We start from the raw sequence: 16557 nt of genomic DNA on the forward strand, positions 1-16557 counted from the left end.
CCAGCCTGCCGCTGGCACTGCGCGAGACCGCCGGCGCCGTCGAGCGCCAGGGCCGCACGCTGCGCGCGCGCTACACGGTGCGCGGCGCGCAGGACGCGCTGGTGCTGGGCGCCGTGGTGCGTGCCCGCTTCCGCAGCGCGGCCGCGGCCGAAGGCGAGTTCGTGCTGCCGCTGGGCGCCCTCAACGAACGCGGCGCGGGGCCGCGTGTGTGGCGCGTGAAAGAGGGCACCGTCAGCCCGGTGCCGGTCACGCTGCTCGCCACCGACGGCGACACCGTGCGCGTGCGTGGCGCGCTGGCCGCGGATGATCGCGTCGTCGCCCTCGGCACCCACCTGCTTGTCGACAACATGGCGGTGCGGGAGCTGCCGCGATGAGCTTCCCCAACCTGTCGGCGCTCGCCGTGCGCGAGCGCTCGGTCACGTTCTTCTTCCTCGTCCTGTCGATACTGGCCGGCATCTATGCCTTCCTGTCGCTCGGGCGCGCGGAAGATCCGTCATTCACGATGCGCGTCCTGGTCGTCAATGCGGTCTGGCCCGGCGCCACGCCGCAGGAGATGCAGGAGCAGGTCGTCGACCGGCTGGAAAAGCGCATCCAGGACGTCGAGAACATCTACCGGATCATCACCACGGTACGCCCCGGCTCGGCCAACCTGCAGGTGGAGTTCCACGACTACACGCCGCCGGCGCAGGTGCCGGCGCTCAAGTACGACGTGCGCAAGCGCATGCAGGACGAGGCCGCCAGCCTGCCCGCGGGCGTCATCGGCCCCATCGTCAACGAGGACTTCGCCGACACCTACTTCAGCCTCATCGCGCTGACCGCGCCGGGCATGCCGATGCGCGAGTTGGTGCGCGAGGCAGAGGCGATCCGCGACCGCCTGCAGCACGTGCCCGGCGTGCACAAGGCGCAGGTGCTGGGCGAGCGCCCGGAGCGGGTGTATGTGTCCTTCGACAACGCCACGCTGGTCAACCTGGGCCTGTCGCCGCAGGCGGTGTTCGACGCCATCGCCGCGCACAACCGCTTGCTGCCGGCCGGCAGCATCGAGACCGACGGTCCGCGCCTGTACCTGCGGCTCGACGCCGACCTCTCCGACCCGGCGCAGCTCGCCGCCGTGCCCATCCGCATTTCCGACCCCGCTGGCGACCGCGTGCTGCATCTGGGCGACATCGCCACCATCGAGCGCGGCTACGAAGACCCGCCGGGCTATCTGGTGCGCTCGCGCGGCGAGGATGCGGTGTTGCTGGGCATGGTCATGGCCAAGGGCGAGAACGGGCTGGCGCTGGGCAAAAGGCTGGCCGCCTTCATCGAGGCCGAACGCGCACGCCTGCCGCTGGGCATTTCGCTCGAGGTGCTGACCAACCAGGCCGAGGCCATCGCCGGTGCGGTCAATCTCTTCCAGATCAAGTTCCTCGTCGCCGTGGCGGTGGTGGTCGCCGTCAGCATGCTGGCCATCGGCTGGCGCGCCGGGCTGGTGGTGGGCATCGCGGTGCCGCTGACGCTGGGCATCACCTTCCTGGTGATGCAGCTGATGGGCATCAACCTCGACCGCATCTCGCTCGGCGCGCTCATCATCGGCCTGGGCCTGCTGGTGGACGACGCCATCATCGCCGTCGAGATGATGCTGGTGAAGATGGAGGAAGGCTGGGACCGCGTGCGCGCGGCCGCCCATGCCTGGAACGTGACCGCCGCGCCCATGCTGTGCGGCACGCTGGTCACGGTGGCGGGCTTTCTGCCGATCGGCTTCGCGCGCTCGTCGGTGGGCGAGTACGCCGGCAACATCTTCTGGGTGCTGGCGCTGTCGCTGCTGGTGTCGTGGCTGGTGGCGGTGGTGTTCGCCCCCTATCTGGGGGTGAAGATGCTGCCCGAAGTGGCGCGCGAGAACGTGCATGACCACGCCAGCGTGTACCAGACCCCCATGTTCCGCCGCCTGCGCCGGCTCATCACCTGGTGCGTCACGTGGCGCAAGTCGGTGGTGTTCGGCACGCTCGGTCTGCTCGTGGTGGCGGTGGTCGGCATGGTCACGCTGGTGCAGAAGCAGTTCTTCCCCAGCTCCGACCGCCCCGAGGTGCTCATCAGCGTCTATCTGCCGCAAGGCAGCAGCATCGGCGCTACCGACGCCACCGTGCGCAAGATCGAAGCCATCCTCGCGCCCATGTCGGACGTGCGCACGCTGTCGAGCTACGTCGGCGGCGGCGCGCCGCGCTTCTTCCTCGCCGCCAACCCCGAACCGCCCGATCCGGCCTTCGCCAAGATCATCGCCGTCAGCCAGGACGTGCCCGCCCGCACCCGCATCATGACCGAGCTGCAGCGCCACATCGACGAAGGCGCCTTTCCCGAGGCGCGGGTGCGCGTGTCGCGCCTGCTGTACGGCCCGCCGGTGATCTGGCCGGTGGCCTTCCGCGTGGTCGGCGCCGACGCGCTGGAAGTGCGCCGCATCGCGCATCGGGTGCGCGAGATCATGGCGGCCAACCCGCACGTGGTCGATCCGCACCTGGAATGGGACGAGCGCGCCCCCGTGCTGCACCTGGAGATGGACACCGAACGCCTGCGCCTGCTCGGTCTCACCCCGCAGGACGTGGCGCAGCAGCTGCAGTTCCAGTTCAGCGGCGTGCGTGTCACCCAGGTGCGGCAGGACGTGCGCACCGTGGACGTCATCGCCCGCGGCGCCAACGGCGGCCAGCGGCTCGACGCCGAAAGCCTGTCGACGCTCGAGATCCTGACCCCCGACGGCCGCAAGCTGCCCGCCAGCCAGCTTGGCCGCCTCGCGCTGCGCTTCGAGGAGCCGGTCATCAAGCGCTACAACCGAGAGCTGTCGCTATCGGTACAGGGCGACGTCGAAGGCGCCCAGCCCAACGACGTCACCGCCGAGGTCTGGAAGGCGCTGGCCGAACTGCGCAGCCAGCTGCCAGCCGGCTACTACCTCGAAATCTCCGGCGCGGTCGAGCAGTCGGGCAAGGCCAACGCCTCCATCCAGAAGCTGCAGCCGGTCATGGTCGCCTTCATGCTCATCTTCATCATGCTGCAGATGCGCACCTTCGCCGGCACCTTCATCGTCGTCGCCACCGCCCCGCTGGGGCTCATCGGCGCGGTGCTGGCGCTGCTGCTGTTCAACCAGCCCTTCGGCTTCGTCGCGCTGCTGGGCCTTACCGGCCTGGCCGGCATCCTCATGCGCAACACGCTCATCCTCACCCAGCAGGTTGCCGACAACTTCGAGGAAGGCATGAACGCCTTCGACGGCGTCGTCGAGGCCGCCGTGCAGCGCGCGCGCCCGGTCATCCTCACCGCACTCGCCGCCGCCTTCGCCTTCATCCCGCTCACGCTCGACACCTTCTGGGGCCCGCTCGCCTACGTGCTGATCGGGGGCGTGGCCGTGGGCACGGCGATCACGCTGCTGTTCGTGCCGGCGCTGTATGCGCTGTGGTTCAAGCTGGGGCGGGGGTGAGGCGGGTCAGATCGCCCCGATCACCGCCTGCAGCGTCTGCGCGCCGTAAGGCGACAGCAACCAGCCGAGCGCCGCGCAGTTCAGCACCACGGTGATCCAGTACACCGCCTGGAACGACGGCTTGGAGGTCTTGTGCCGGAACACCCGCTGCGCCGCCAGCGCGCCCGGCCAGCCGCCGAGCAGCGCGAAGAGGTGCAAGGTGCTTTCCTGCGTGCGCCATTGGTTGCGCTTCGCCGCCGACTTGTCGGCCCAATAGGCGATAAAGGCTACGACACTCGCCGCCCCGTACAGCCCGAGGACGGCCACCGGAAGCCGACCGTAGAAGACGGCCGCGCCAATGAAGAGCAGAAACGCCGCGGCAAAGAGCAACGGCAGCACGCTGCGCCCGGGAGCACCCTCGACCCGCTCGCCCACATAGGCCACCTTCCTTGCCTGCGTGCGTCCCTTGTCGTCGGTGACGCGCTCGTAGGTCACCAGTTCGTCGCCTTCCGGCCGACGCGACCGGCCCGAGAAGCTGCTGATGTGGAGAAAGACCGGCTCACCCCCGCCATTGGGCGTGATGAAGCCAAAGCCTTTGTCGTCTTTCCAGGAGGTGATACGGCCTTGGTAGCGCATGATTCTGGGGCTCGAGGCAGAACTGGGCGTAGGTCGGTCAGTTTGTCCGCTGTCGACCCAAAGTGGTCATTGGTATCGATAGAAAGCTGTCGCCCAATACAGAGCTTGCGCATCAGTACCTAGACCAGACAACATGCTAACCGCTTCGAGAACTGAGGATTCGAATTGCCAACTGCTCTGCGCTCTTTGCATAGCCGGCCGGCGGCAATGCTCTCAGCTTTAGCTTATAGCCCTTGTGAACCCTATGGGAAACGGGTAAAATGGCGTTCGTTAAGTCATTGATAAATAGACAATATGAACTCGAATACTCGACCACGAGTCGCTGCTGTCCGAGTTCGCTGACTTTCTGCTCGACCCCGCGCTGGCCGAGCAGGTACGTCTTCGGCCTGGGGCCTTCACCCGCGATCGCAAGCTCACCCTGCCGCGCCTGGCGGCCATGATGATCTCGGGCATGTGCGCGAGCGTTCAAGCCGAACTCGACGCCTTTTTCGGTCGCCTGCATGCGGTGCCCGGGCGGATCCGCGAGGTCAGCGCACAGGCCTTCAGCAAGGCCCGCCAGGGATTTTCGGGCCGGCTGTTCGAATTGGCCAGTGCGCACCTGCTGCACCTGGCGCGCCCGCACATAGAGGCGGCACGCTGGAATGGCCGCCGCGTGGTGGCGGCTGATGCGTCGCGCCTGCGTGTGTCGACACGCAAGACGGCCGCACTGACGGCGGACCACTACGCGTTTGCCTTGTTTCTGCCGGGCACCGAACTCACGCTGCACGCCAGTCTGCATCCGGCCGACGGCTCGGAGCGGCAGATGCTGTTCGAGCCGCTCGACGCACTCGATCCGGCGCAGGATCTGCTCGTGCTCGACCGAGGTTACGTCGGCAACACCATGGCAGCGACGCTGGCGCAACACGGCATGGCCTTCTGTCTGCGCGTCGATGCCAGCGGCTGGCGTTGCGTCGCCGACTTCCGACGCTCGAACGAGGCCGAGCGCGTGGTCACACTGTCGCCGCCCACCGCACGCGATGCCAGCACGTTCGATCTGGCCCGCACCGCCACCACCGTGCGCCTGATCCGCAACATCGCTCCGAACGGCCAGATCCGCGTCCTGATGACCAACCTGCTCGATGCCCAGTCGTATCCGGCCGCGCAGTTCAGCGCGCTCTATCACCAGCGCTGGCGCGTCGAGGAGGCCTTCAAGCGCATCAAGCATCGTCTGCGCCTCGAGGCCACGACGGGGTTGAACTACCTCGCCCTGCAGCAGGACTTCGCCGCCAAGATCCTGGCCGACAACCTGTGCGCACTGCTCAGCGGCAGCGGCACTGACGACGCCATCCAGACCGGCTCCCGCCCGAATCGCACCTACGCATTCGGCGCACTCAAGCCCATCCTCGCCGGGTGCCTGCTCGGCATCGCTCAGGCATGGGCGGCATTGCCCGATACCCTGGCCGCCATGGGCCGCAGTCGATGCCGCATCCAGCCAGGCAGAAGCTACCCACGACCGCCCCGAAGCAAGCCACATTTGCATATGTCCTATAAGGGAGCGTTAAGTTGAGAGCATTGGGTGAAAGGAGGATGGGAGCAAAGGCCGGCTTACTTCAATCGCGGCTGAACGATGATCTTCACCGCCGACTCATTGTTGTGGATCAGGGTGTCGAAGCCTTGTGAAACCAGGTCGTCCAGCTGGATGCGCTGGGTGATGAAAGGCTCCAGGTCGATCTTCCCCTGTTCCACCAGCTTGATGGTTTCCCGATGGTCGTTGCAGTAGGCGATGGTGCCGCGCACGTCCAGCTCCTTCATCACCACGCTGTGCACGTTGATGGTGGCCGGATGGCTCCAGATCGACACGATCACCACCACGCCGGTGGGCTTGGTCGCGGCCACCAGGGCGTCCAGCACCTTGTTCACGCTGGTGCATTCGAAGGACACGTCCACGCCCTTGTCGCCGGTGAGCTTCATCGTTTCCGCCACCACATCCACTTCGGACGGGTCCAGGATGTGATCGGCGACGCCGGATTCGCGGGCCTTTTCCTTACGCTTGGCGCTCAGCTCGGTGATGATGACGGTCAGGCCCTTGGCTTTCAGGATCGCCGACAGCAGCAGGCCGATCGGGCCGGCGCCGCCGACCAGGGCCACATCGCCGGCCTTGGCGCCGCTGCGGCTCCAGGCGTGGTGGCCCACCGACAAGGGTTCGATCAGGGCGGCCTGGTCCAGCGGGATGTTCCTGGAGATCGGGTGCACCCAGCGGCGCTTGACGGCGATCTTTTCGGACAGGCCGCCGCCGCGGCCGCCCAGGCCGATGAAGTTCATGTTCTTCGACAAGTGGTAATTCTGGCCCGGTCCCGTGGGCACGTCGTCGGCCACGATGTAGGGTTCGACCACCACATGCTGGCCGACTTCGATGTCGTCCACGCCTTCGCCGACCGCATACACCACGCCGGAAAACTCGTGGCCCATGGTGACGGGAGCGGATTCCCCGGAAATCGGGTGCGGATGGCCGCAGGGCGGAATGAAGATCGGCCCTTCCATGAACTCGTGCAGGTCGGTGCCGCAGATGCCGCACCAGGCCACTTCGATGCCGACGGTGCCCGGCGCCACGACGGGTTCGGGGATGTCTTCGATGCGGATGTCGCCGCGGTCGTAAAAACGTGCTGCTTTCATGGGTCAAACTCCGTGCTCGTGATCTTCTGTGGTTGTCGCCGGAGTGTCTCGCCCCTCGCTGGGGAGGCACTCCGGAAACCGGCTGGTCAGCGCAGGTGATGCACTTCCTGCAGGCCATAGACCTGCACCGGCAGATCTTCCTGGCGCGCTTTCAACTGCAGCGCCAGGTATAGCGAGTAGTGGCGCGACTGGTGCAGGTTGCCGCCGTGGAACCACATGTTTTCCTGCTGCGTGGGCTTCCACATGTTGCGCTGTTCGCCTTCCCAGGGGCCGGGGTCCTTGGTCGTGTCCGAACCCAGCCCCCAGACCTTGCCGACCTTGTCGGCCACTTCCTGGCTGACCAGATCGGCGACCCATCCGTTCATCGAGCCATAGCCGGTGGCATAGACGACGAGGTCGGCGGGCAATTCGGTGCCGTCGTCCAGCACCACGGCGTTCTCGGTCAGGTGGCTGATGTCCTTGCCCGACTGCAGCTTGATGCTGCCGTCGATGACCAGATCGCAGGCGCCGACATCAATGTAGTAGCCCGAAGCGCGGCGCAGATACTTCATGAACAGGCCCGAGCCGTCGTCGCCGAAGTCGAGCATGAAGCCGGCTTCCTCGAGCTTGCGGTAGAACTCGGCGTCGCGCTCGCGGATGCGGTCGTACAGCGGGATCTGGAAGTCCGCCATGATGCGGTAGGGCAGCGAGGCGAAGATCAGGTCGGCCTTCTTCGTCGTCACGCCGTTGGCGACGGCGCGCTCGGAATACAGGTCGCCCAGGCCGATGTCCATCAGCGAATCCGAGCGCACGATGTGGGTGGAGGAGCGCTGCACCATCGTCACGTCGGCGCCGTGTTCCCACAGCGCGGCGCAGATGTCGTGCGCGGAGTTGTTGGCGCCGATCACCACCACCTTCTTGCCGCGGTAGGCATCCGGCCCCGGGTGCTGCGACGAATGCTGCTGCTCGCCCTTGAAGACGTCCTGGCCCTCGATCTTCGGCACGTTGGCCTTGCCGGACATGCCGGTCGCGAACACCAGGTGCTTCGGCCGGATGACCAGCGTCTCGCCGTCGCGCTCCACCGTCACTTCCCATTCCTTGCGGGCCGCGTCGTAGCGGGCCTTCACGCAGTTGGTGGAAGACCAGTAATTGACTTCCATGACCTTGGTGTACATCTCCAGCCAGTCGCCGATCTTGTCCTTGGGTGCGAACACCGGCCAGTTCGGCGGGAAGGGCAGGTAGGGCAGGTGGTCGTACCACACCGGGTCGTGCAGACACAGCGACTTGTAGCGGCTGCGCCATTGGTCGCCGGGGCGGGGGTAGCGGTCGATGACGATGTGCGACACGCCCAGTTGCCGCAGCCGCGCGCCCAGTGCGATGCCGCCCTGGCCGCCGCCGATCACCAGCACGAAGGGCTGCTGGCTGCGGCCCAGTTCGGCCGCTTCTTCCTCGCGGCGCTCCAGCCAGGTCTTGCGCCCGCGCTGGATGCCGTGCTCGGCGCCCATCGGGCGGCGCGTGTTCAGCGGCTCCTCGTGGCCCTTGAGTTCCTGCGCGGTGGTCAGCAGCGTCCAGATGCGGCCGTCCTTGATGCGGATGTGGCCGTGGCCGGCGATGAGCTTGGTGTCGATGTCGATCCACGCGGAAACCACGCCATCGGCTTCGTCCACCGTTTCGCCGGGGGCGAGGCTGAAGACGACCGGCGAGGCGGCATCCAGTTGCGCGTCCAGCATCTGCCGGATGGCGGCCCGGCCTTCCAGGGTCTTGAGGTTCCAGGTCAGCAGCACCAGGTCGCGCCAGTAGGATTCGTCGGCGAACAGTTCGGATGCGGCCTGGGTATCGCGTCTGGCCAGTGCGGCGTTGAACTGGTCCAGCATTGCCTGGGCGCGGGCGGCGGGGGTTGTGGTCATGATGTCTCCTGGATTGTTGTTGGTGTGTCCGCTTGGGAATGCGGACAGGAACAGGCATTGCAAACGCCGTGCCATGCCTGTTTCGGTCGCTCGGGCGCCATGAAATCAATGGCTTGATGAATGGCGGATGGGGCGTCCGCAATGCAGTGGCCCATTTCGGCGCTTCAGGTGTGGCAATGCATGCGACAGGTGTCGCATTCTCTTTGCTGCAGTGCAATGTCATTTGTGGGTAAACCTTCATTCACGTGCAGGCGCTTTGATTCCAGAATCCCTGGCACTTTCCGCCGCGCAACACGCTTCGCCATCCAGGCAAGCCAGGCCCCGGGCGCGGACATGCTGAATACCCATTGCCAGCCAATCGAAAGCAGACGGGCCTGAATGAGCTGCTGTGCCGGCTGGCTGGTTTTTCCCTTTCGGCGTTGCCGGTTTTTTCGATCGTTCGATCATCAGGAGGCATCATGAGCAAGAAAGTCGCAGTCATCACCGGTTCCGCCGATGGCCTGGGCAAGGGGATTGCCGAACGCCTGGCTGCGGATGGTTTTCGTATCGTGTTGTCGGACATCAATGCCGGGCAACTCGCCGCGACCGAGCAGGAGTTCAAGCGCAACGGCCACGAAGTCACTTCCTTCGTCGGCAACGTCGCCAGGCGTGACGACCAGTTCGCGCTGGTGGCTCATGCCGTGGCCACTTTCGGCCAGGTCGACGTCTTCATCAACAATGCGGGCATCGAAGACGTGATGCCGCTGGATGCCGTGCGCGAGCCGGACCTGGAAAAAGTCTTTTCGGTGAACGTCTACAGCGTGGTCTATGGCACGCAGGCCGCGGCCGAACAAATGAAGAAGCAGGGCACGGGCGGCAAGATCATCAATGCCTGCAGCATTGCCGGGCATGAATCGTACGAATTCCTGAGTGTGTATTGCGCAACCAAGCATGCCGTGCGTTCGCTGACGCAGAGTGCCGCCAAGGAATTGGCGCGGCACAAGATCACCGTCAATGCCTATTGCCCCGGCGTCGCCGCCACGAAGATGTGGGACCGCATCGACGAGGAAATGGGCAAATACCTCGGCACGAAACCGGGCGAAGCCTTCGAGCGGTTTTCGTCGGGCATTCTGCTGGGCCGCCCGCAAACGGCCAAGGACGTGGCCGATTTCGTTCACTACCTGGCCTCGCCCGATTCGGACTACATGACCGGGCAATCCATCATGATCGATGGCGGTATCGTGCTGCGCTGACTGCCGCTAAACTGCAGTGGATGGACGAGGGTCTTGCTTGCGGAGGCCCATCGTCCGAGTGCAAATACTCAGCGCCAGGGCCTGCGATGCCGCCCCAGTCCTACGTCTCGCACATCAAGGAGATCGAAGCCTTCGGGCTGGGGCAGCCCATGCATGGGGGCAGCAGGGACGAGGCCGTGCTCGGCAGCTGGCGCCGCTGCCTGGACCACCACCGGCTCGATCCGGCCCGGACCTGCGAAGCCGTCATCGTTCCCGAAGGGCAACTGCGCCAGCACCAGGAAGAATCCGAGCCGCTGATCCGCATCGCCCGCAGCGGGCTGGAGCGGCTCTACCAGCAGTTGAAGGGCCTGGACTACGTGCTGCTGCTGGCCGACCGCCATGGCGTGGCGGTGGATTTTCTCGGCCGGGATGCCGACACCGGCGACCTGCGCCGCGCCGGCCTGTACCTGGGCGCCGAATGGCGCGAGGACCGTGCCGGCACTTCTGCCGTGGGCGCCTGCCTGGCCACCGGCGACGCCCTGATCGTGCATCAGAGCGACCATTTCGATTTCACCCACACGCGGCTGTCCTGCACTGCGGCGCCGATCTACGACCTGCGCGGCGAACTGGCGGCGGTGCTCGATCTTTCCCAGCTCAGGTCCCCCGAGGAACGCGCCAGCCAGGGGCTGGCGCTGAATCTGGTGGTCGCGGCGGCCCGGCGCGTGGAACTGGCGAACCTGATGGCGCAGTCGCGCAGGGACTGGGTGTTGCGCTTTTCCCAGTCGCCGGACTTCCTCGACGTGGACCCGGACGCCGCCATCGCCCTCGATGCGCATGGCCGCATCAACGCCATGACCCACGCGGGCGCACGCCTGCTGGCTGCGGCGGCACGGCTGGACTGGCGGCAGCGCCATGCGCTGATCGGCCAGCCGCTGGAACGCTTCTTCCAGTTCGACGCGCGCCACCTGCCCAATCTGCGCGCCGACCGTCCGGCGCAGCAACGCATCGTCCGCGCCTGCGACGGCAGGGTCCTGTTCGCCCATGCGATCGAGCCGATGCGTGTGCTGAGCCCGGCCTCGCGCCCGGTGACGCCTGCGCCGCTGTCTTCCGCCTTGCAGGCGCTCAGCGCCGGCGATCCGGCAATGGACGCGCTGCTGCACAAGGCCGCAAGGCTGGCGCCGCAGAACCTGCCGATTCTGGTGCAGGGCGAAACCGGCGCCGGCAAGGAATTCCTCGCCCGTGCAATTCATGGCGCCAGCGGCCGCAGCGGCGCGTTCGTCGCCATCAACTGCGCCGCCATTCCCGAGTCGCTGCTGGAGAGCGAGCTGTTCGGCTACCTGCCCGGCTCATGGACGGGCGGCGCCAGCAAGGGCCGCCAGGGCCTGATCGAAGCCGCCCATCGCGGCACCCTGTTCCTCGACGAGATCGGCGACATGCCGCTGGCGCTGCAGGCCAAGCTGCTGCGCGTGCTGTCGGAGTCTCAAGTCCTGCCGCTGGGTGCGCGCGAGCCGCGCACGGTCGATATCCGTGTGGTGTCGGCTTCGCATCGGCCATTGGCCGAACTGGTGCAGTCCGGCCAGTTCCGCCAGGATCTGCTCTACCGCCTCAACGCCGCGGAACTGCACCTGCCACCGCTGCGCCAGCGCCGCGATCTCGGCGGCATGATGGATCGGATGCTCGTCGACCTGGGCAGCCAGCACAGCCTCGGCGAGGCGGCGCGTGCGATGCTGCTCGCCCACCCGTGGCCCGGCAACCTGCGCGAGCTGAACAACGTGCTGCGCTACGCCGTCGCGCTGTGCGGCGACGGGCCGCAGGCCGGCGCGGCGGCCTGGGAATGCGTCATCGAGCCGGCCCATCTGCCCGACAGCCTGCAGGCGGCCGATGTGCTGGATGCCGGGCCATCCCTGCTGCCGATGGACAGCGCCGCAGGGCTGGACGCGGCGGGTGGCGCTGGCGGACGTTGCCAGCCCGGAACTGTCGTGGAGCTGGAACAGTTGCTGGCGCAATGCCACGGCAACGTCTCGGAAGTGGCGCGGCGGCTGGGCGTGAGCCGTTCCACGGTACACCGGCGCATCCAGCGCCTGCAGCTGGGCGTGCGCTGCGCCCGCTGGAGCAAGAGGCCGTCCTGATCGCCGCGCTGATCGAGCGCCTGCCGCGCCTGCTGCCTCAACGAGGTCGAGGCCATCGCGGCCCAATGCTCTCAACTTAACGCTCCCTTATAGGACATATGCAAATGTGGCTTGCTTCGGGGCGGTCGTGGGTAGCTTCTGCCTGGCTGGATGCGGCATCGACTGCGGCCCATGGCGGCCAGGGTATCGGGCAATGCCGCCCATGCCTGAGCGATGCCGAGCAGGCACCCGGCGAGGATGGGCTTGAGTGCGCCGAATGCGTAGGTGCGATTCGGGCGGGAGCCGGTCTGGATGGCGTCGTCAGTGCCGCTGCCGCTGAGCAGTGCGCACAGGTTGTCGGCCAGGATCTTGGCGGCGAAGTCCTGCTGCAGGGCGAGGTAGTTCAACCCCGTCGTGGCCTCGAGGCGCAGACGATGCTTGATGCGCTTGAAGGCCTCCTCGACGCGCCAGCGCTGGTGATAGAGCGCGCTGAACTGCGCGGCCGGATACGACTGGGCATCGAGCAGGTTGGTCATCAGGACGCGGATCTGGCCGTTCGGAGCGATGTTGCGGATCAGGCGCACGGTGGTGGCGGTGCGGGCCAGATCGAACGTGCTGGCATCGCGTGCGGTGGGCGGCGACAGTGTGACCACGCGCTCGGCCTCGTTCGAGCGTCGGAAGTCGGCGACGCAACGCCAGCCGCTGGCATCGACGCGCAGACAGAAGGCCATGCCGTGTTGCGCCAGCGTCGCTGCCATGGTGTTGCCGACGTAACCTCGGTCGAGCACGAGCAGATCCTGCGCCGGATCGAGTGCGTCGAGCGGCTCGAACAGCATCTGCCGCTCCGAGCCGTCGGCCGGATGCAGACTGGCGTGCAGCGTGAGTTCGGTGCCCGGCAGAAACAAGGCAAACGCGTAGTGGTCCGCCGTCAGTGCGGCCGTCTTGCGTGTCGACACACGCAGGCGCGACGCATCAGCCGCCACCACGCGGCGGCCATTCCAGCGTGCCGCCTCTATGTGCGGGCGCGCCAGGTGCAGCAGGTGCGCACTGGCCAATTCGAACAGCCGGCCCGAAAATCCCTGGCGGGCCTTGCTGAAGGCCTGTGCGCTGACCTCGCGGATCCGCCCGGGCACCGCATGCAGGCGACCGAAAAAGGCGTCGAGTTCGGCTTGAACGCTCGCGCACATGCCCGAGATCATCATGGCCGCCAGGCGCGGCAGGGTGAGCTTGCGATCGCGGGTGAAGGCCCCAGGCCGAAGACGTACCTGCTCGGCCAGCGCGGGGTCGAGCAGAAAGTCAGCGAACTCGGACAGCAGCGACTCGTGGTCGAGTATTCGAGTTCATATTGTCTATTTATCAATGACTTAACGAACGCCATTTTACCAGTTTCCCATAGGGTTCACAAGGGCTATAAGCTAAAGTTGAGAGCATTGCGGCCGGCGGGTCCGACACATTTCCGTGAGCGATGGCGTCTCTCGCTTGTTTAAGCTGTTTGAACAGGGCGACGTCATCGGTAGTTAGGTGAGTCCACGAACACGCTGAGCACCAGACAAACCGGTCGTGCAGGCTCTTTAGGCCGGAGAGTTGCGTGCCTAGAAGTGATCGCGTAGGGGGCGTGGCCGCCGATTCGTGCAGTAGAGCTGCTAGCTCTTGTCCGTGATCAAGACGTCCGAAGGTGGCATGAGTTTCGATCTCTAGTGCCAGAAAGAAGTAGAGAAACCTCTTCATCTGGTCCTCCTCGCTTTGGCCTAGAGCGAGAAATTTCGCAACCCGATCGTTCAAGGACTGCGCAAGCGATGTAGTCGTTTCCAACTTGGCCTGAAGGGCCTCTTGGCCTATTGCATAGGAAGTGGAGAGTTCGCCTCTAAACTCCAAACGTACATCATGAAGCGTGGTTCCGTCCTGTAGCTCGCCAACAGTCGTTCGTGCGACTTTTTTCAGCCGGACATAGCGATCTTGCTCGTTAAAGGCGCACGCGAGAGCTGCAGCGATCCGAGGCAACGCTCGATGCTCCAAACGCCGAATCTCTTCACGTGAGGACGCGAAGGCATCATATGTCGTAATTGATCCATCAGCTCCGCGCCGAATGTGCGTTACCTCCGCTTCGTAAGCCTCGGTTGGACCAATCTGAACGAGCGCAAATGGTCCCTGAGCCTGGTGTTCTTTCATCCACTCAATCTCGGCATCGACGAAGTCATCATCTGCGATTGCGCGGCATGCTGAATTCACGCTTGCACTGACGCCAATCCGATAGTTGACACCAGCTGCGATGCCTGTAACGGACCGAGAAAGCTCGTCAGTGATCGTAATTCCCCGGACTTCGAACACGGTAAACCCGGAGAACGTGGCGATCAGTCGCTCAGGTACTAGAGTGTCTTCAAACCCCATCGCGCTGATGAGCTCTGGGCTTACGTATGAGGCCATGGGTCAAGTGCAAATCGTAACGCTTGTCACCGCTTCAGCCAGCTGACAAACATGTATGTCGATGAGATGGAACGTGACAGCAACGGGCAACTCCTAGCGGACACAGATCCTTCCGCCTCGGGCTGCGCCACCGCTTGTGCGAAGCCCCGGGATTTCCTGCCCCGTGCGACAGGAGCCGACCCACTCCGGTCGTTCCGGGCTGGCAAAGGGGCAACGGCAGCTTTCAGAGTGGACCGGCCTCCGGTCCTTTGAGAGCGGCTGGCGAATCGTCGAGCCGGGGTCACCGGCGGACTCTTGGATAGAGGTCGTTCAACGCGTCATGCCGTCAAGGCGCCGAGTTGATCTGGAACCGATTCCTATACGCCCCGGGGCTCATCCCAATGCGCTGCCGAAAGAGCCGCGAAAAGGAGCTGGTGTCGTTGTAGCCAACTTGGCCGCCTATAGCCTCCACGCTCAGATCACCCGTCTCGAGTAGCGCTCGGGCGGCCTCGAGCCGGAGATCCTGCAGATACGCCAGCGGGGTCTGGCCCAGCGCCGCCTTGAACCGTCGAATGAGCGTGCGATCACTGATCGCGAGCGCGTCCGCAAGCACGGAGATCCGCAATTCCTTGGTCATGTTGCTCTGGAGCCAATGCTGCGCACGTTCCACGAGGGAATCCGAGTGCGCTCTTTCTGCCAGCAGCGGCAGGTAAGGAACCTGGCTGGTCTGGCTCACGTCGATCAGCAAGCTCTTGGCGGTCTGCGAGGCGATGGCCGGCCCCGAAAAGCGCTCGATGATGCGGATGGCTTGCAGCAGGTATGACGCCGAAGCACCCGCGCAGACCAGCCGATCCGATTCGGTGATCACGGAGCGGATTTGCAGATCCACCTTCGGGTACTTGGCGCGGAACTGGCGTTCCAGCCACCAGGTGGTCGTCACCGTTCTGCCATCGAGCAGTCCGGTCTGCGCCAGGATGAACGTGCCGGTGCAGTTCGCGGCGATCCACGCCCCGGCGCGCCACTGGGCGACCAGCCAGTCGGAGGTGTCGGCGAGCCGGTCGAGGATCTGATCGAACTGGCCCTGGCCCCCGTAGTGCAGGCTGGGGATGAAGACGAGATCGTAGCGCTCGCTCGGCTCCAGCTTGTGCGTCTGCAATTGCAGACCGTTGCTTGCCACGATGGGATTCCCCGATGAGGAAACGAAGCGCCATTCGAACTGTGCGGCGGCCGTGCCTTGCTGTCGCCGCAGGTGCGAGTTTGCGACCTGCAGGATGTCGGCAAAGCCGCCGACGCTGGAGGCATAGCACTCATCGAATGTAAGGATTGCGGCACGGGGCATGACGTGGCGAAAATCGCATAGTAATAGTCATATTCGCCACTCTACACGGTCTGGACCGGTCATTAAACTGCCCTTCATCGTGATCGTTTCGCTCTTTGGAAGAGCGATGCACTTGCCATTAGAGGGTCATCACCGGTGCCATCTTCGGCGAGGACGTGACCAATCAAACAGGGGAATCAAATCATGCGAGTCTTCATTGTCCACGCGCATCCCGAGCCGAAGTCGTTCTGTACGGCCATGAAGTCGGCTGCGGTCGAGGAGTTCGAACGGCAGGGCCACGAGGTTCAGGTGTCGGATCTGTATGCCATGGGCTTTCAGCCGGTGGCTTCGGCAGCCGACTTTGGCGATCGCGCCGATCCCGATTACTGCACGTATGCGCTTGAGCAGCGGCACGGGCTCAACACCGGCACGCTTAGTGCCGACATCCGCGCCGAGCTCGACAAGCTCCTTTGGTGCGACCTGCTCGTGGTGGTCTTTCCGGTCTTCTGGTTCTCGACGCCGGCCATCCTCAAGGGCTGGATCGACCGTGTGTTCGTGTCGGGCCAGGTCTACGGGGGCAAGCGGTTCTATGACCGCGGCGGACTGGTGGGCCGTCGTGCGCTTGTCGGCCTCACGCTGGGCGGCCAGGAGCATATGTTCGGTACGCAGGGAATCCACGGTCCACTCGACGGCATGCTGAAGCATCTCCTGCAAGGCACGCTGGCCTATGCGGGACTACAGGTGTTGCCGCCGTTCATTGGCTGGCACGTCCCCTACGTCTCCGACGAAGCACGACAGCAAATCCTGGAAACCTGGAGAAGTCGTATCCGGTCGGTCGCCGACGCCACCCCTCTCCAGTTCCCGAGCCTTGCAGACTACGACGACAAACTCTATCCGCTCACCGCGGATTCCAACGCTGTTTGAT

General features: G+C 65.2%; 11 protein-coding genes and 1 pseudogene. 6 read left to right on the plus strand and 6 right to left on the minus strand.

Features of this window, described 5'->3' with window-relative positions:
* Together C664_RS13010 and C664_RS13015 are read left to right on the plus strand one after the other, a co-directional pair.
* Nucleotides 1–374, plus strand: a pseudogene (locus C664_RS13010) (efflux RND transporter periplasmic adaptor subunit); the annotation flags it as partial.
* A complete protein-coding gene (locus C664_RS13015; protein WP_004261211.1) occupies nucleotides 371–3439 on the plus strand; it encodes an efflux RND transporter permease subunit in 3069 nt (1022 codons plus the stop codon). The pseudogene C664_RS13010 and the gene C664_RS13015, both read left to right, overlap by 4 nt.
* 6 nt (nucleotides 3440–3445) lie before the next feature.
* Here the strand turns inward: C664_RS13015 and C664_RS13020 are convergent, their stop codons facing one another.
* Nucleotides 3446–4054, minus strand: a complete 609-nt coding sequence (locus C664_RS13020; protein ID WP_004261213.1) for a DUF1294 domain-containing protein — start codon at nucleotides 4052–4054, stop codon at nucleotides 3446–3448.
* Between the two features lie 361 nt (nucleotides 4055–4415).
* On the opposite strand from C664_RS13020, the gene C664_RS13025 reads away from it, so the two are divergent.
* Nucleotides 4416–5600, plus strand: coding sequence for an IS4 family transposase (locus C664_RS13025; protein WP_156480719.1), 1185 nt, complete (start codon nucleotides 4416–4418; stop codon nucleotides 5598–5600).
* Between the two features lie 38 nt (nucleotides 5601–5638).
* Here the strand turns inward: C664_RS13025 and C664_RS13030 are convergent, their stop codons facing one another.
* Both C664_RS13030 and C664_RS13035 read right to left on the minus strand, forming a co-directional pair.
* On the minus strand, nucleotides 5639–6706 hold the full coding sequence (locus tag C664_RS13030; protein ID WP_004261217.1) for a 2,3-butanediol dehydrogenase: 1068 nt from the start codon (nucleotides 6704–6706) through the stop codon (nucleotides 5639–5641).
* 86 nt (nucleotides 6707–6792) lie between these two features.
* The gene (locus C664_RS13035; protein ID WP_004261219.1) at nucleotides 6793–8592 is read right to left on the minus strand and encodes an NAD(P)/FAD-dependent oxidoreductase; all 1800 of its coding nucleotides are present in this window, start codon (nucleotides 8590–8592) and stop codon (nucleotides 6793–6795) included.
* A 458-nt stretch (nucleotides 8593–9050) separates the two neighbouring features.
* Here C664_RS13035 and C664_RS13040 point away from each other — a divergent pair, with 458 nt between their 5' ends.
* Together C664_RS13040 and C664_RS13045 are read left to right on the plus strand one after the other, a co-directional pair.
* Entirely contained in the window at nucleotides 9051–9824 is a 774-nt protein-coding gene (locus C664_RS13040; protein ID WP_004261220.1) for an acetoin reductase, read from the plus strand.
* An 86-nt stretch (nucleotides 9825–9910) separates the two neighbouring features.
* Complete coding sequence (locus C664_RS13045) at nucleotides 9911–11932, plus strand: sigma-54-dependent Fis family transcriptional regulator (protein WP_004261222.1); 2022 nt, start codon at nucleotides 9911–9913, stop codon at nucleotides 11930–11932.
* Between the two features lie 71 nt (nucleotides 11933–12003).
* Here C664_RS13045 and C664_RS13050 read toward each other — a convergent pair whose 3' ends face one another.
* From C664_RS13050 to C664_RS13055, 3 genes are all read right to left on the minus strand, one after another.
* Nucleotides 12004–13245, minus strand: coding sequence for an IS4 family transposase (locus tag C664_RS13050; RefSeq protein ID WP_320415431.1), 1242 nt, complete (start codon nucleotides 13243–13245; stop codon nucleotides 12004–12006).
* Nucleotides 13246–13267: 22 nt separating this feature from the next.
* On the minus strand, nucleotides 13268–14335 hold the full coding sequence (locus C664_RS20670; RefSeq protein ID WP_157354137.1) for a hypothetical protein: 1068 nt from the start codon (nucleotides 14333–14335) through the stop codon (nucleotides 13268–13270).
* A gap of 325 nt (nucleotides 14336–14660) precedes the next feature.
* Nucleotides 14661–15653, minus strand: coding sequence for a GlxA family transcriptional regulator (locus C664_RS13055; RefSeq protein ID WP_004261223.1), 993 nt, complete (start codon nucleotides 15651–15653; stop codon nucleotides 14661–14663).
* A 183-nt stretch (nucleotides 15654–15836) separates the two neighbouring features.
* On the opposite strand from C664_RS13055, the gene C664_RS13060 reads away from it, so the two are divergent.
* The gene (locus tag C664_RS13060; RefSeq protein WP_004261236.1) at nucleotides 15837–16556 is read left to right on the plus strand and encodes an NAD(P)H-dependent oxidoreductase; all 720 of its coding nucleotides are present in this window, start codon (nucleotides 15837–15839) and stop codon (nucleotides 16554–16556) included.
* Nucleotide 16557: the final 1 nt, after the last annotated feature.

The sequence above is a fragment of the Thauera sp. 63 genome, assembly GCF_000310165.2.
GTDB lineage: Bacteria > Pseudomonadota > Gammaproteobacteria > Burkholderiales > Rhodocyclaceae > Thauera > Thauera humireducens.

Excerpts from the sequence above, each read along its gene's own strand:
- C664_RS13015 (WP_004261211.1), top strand. The coding sequence starts at position 371 with ATGAGCTTCCCCAACCTGTCGGCGCTCGCCGTGCGCGAGCGCTCGGTC.
- C664_RS20670 (WP_157354137.1), bottom strand. The coding sequence starts at position 14,335 with ATGGCCTCATACGTAAGCCCAGAGCTCATCAGCGCGATGGGGTTTGAA.
- C664_RS13060 (WP_004261236.1), top strand. The coding sequence starts at position 15,837 with ATGCGAGTCTTCATTGTCCACGCGCATCCCGAGCCGAAGTCGTTCTGT.
- C664_RS13055 (WP_004261223.1), bottom strand. The coding sequence starts at position 15,653 with ATGCCCCGTGCCGCAATCCTTACATTCGATGAGTGCTATGCCTCCAGC.
- C664_RS13030 (WP_004261217.1), bottom strand. The coding sequence starts at position 6,706 with ATGAAAGCAGCACGTTTTTACGACCGCGGCGACATCCGCATCGAAGAC.
- C664_RS13040 (WP_004261220.1), top strand. The coding sequence starts at position 9,051 with ATGAGCAAGAAAGTCGCAGTCATCACCGGTTCCGCCGATGGCCTGGGC.
- C664_RS13045 (WP_004261222.1), top strand. The coding sequence starts at position 9,911 with ATGCCGCCCCAGTCCTACGTCTCGCACATCAAGGAGATCGAAGCCTTC.
- C664_RS13020 (WP_004261213.1), bottom strand. The coding sequence starts at position 4,054 with ATGCGCTACCAAGGCCGTATCACCTCCTGGAAAGACGACAAAGGCTTT.
- C664_RS13035 (WP_004261219.1), bottom strand. The coding sequence starts at position 8,592 with ATGACCACAACCCCCGCCGCCCGCGCCCAGGCAATGCTGGACCAGTTC.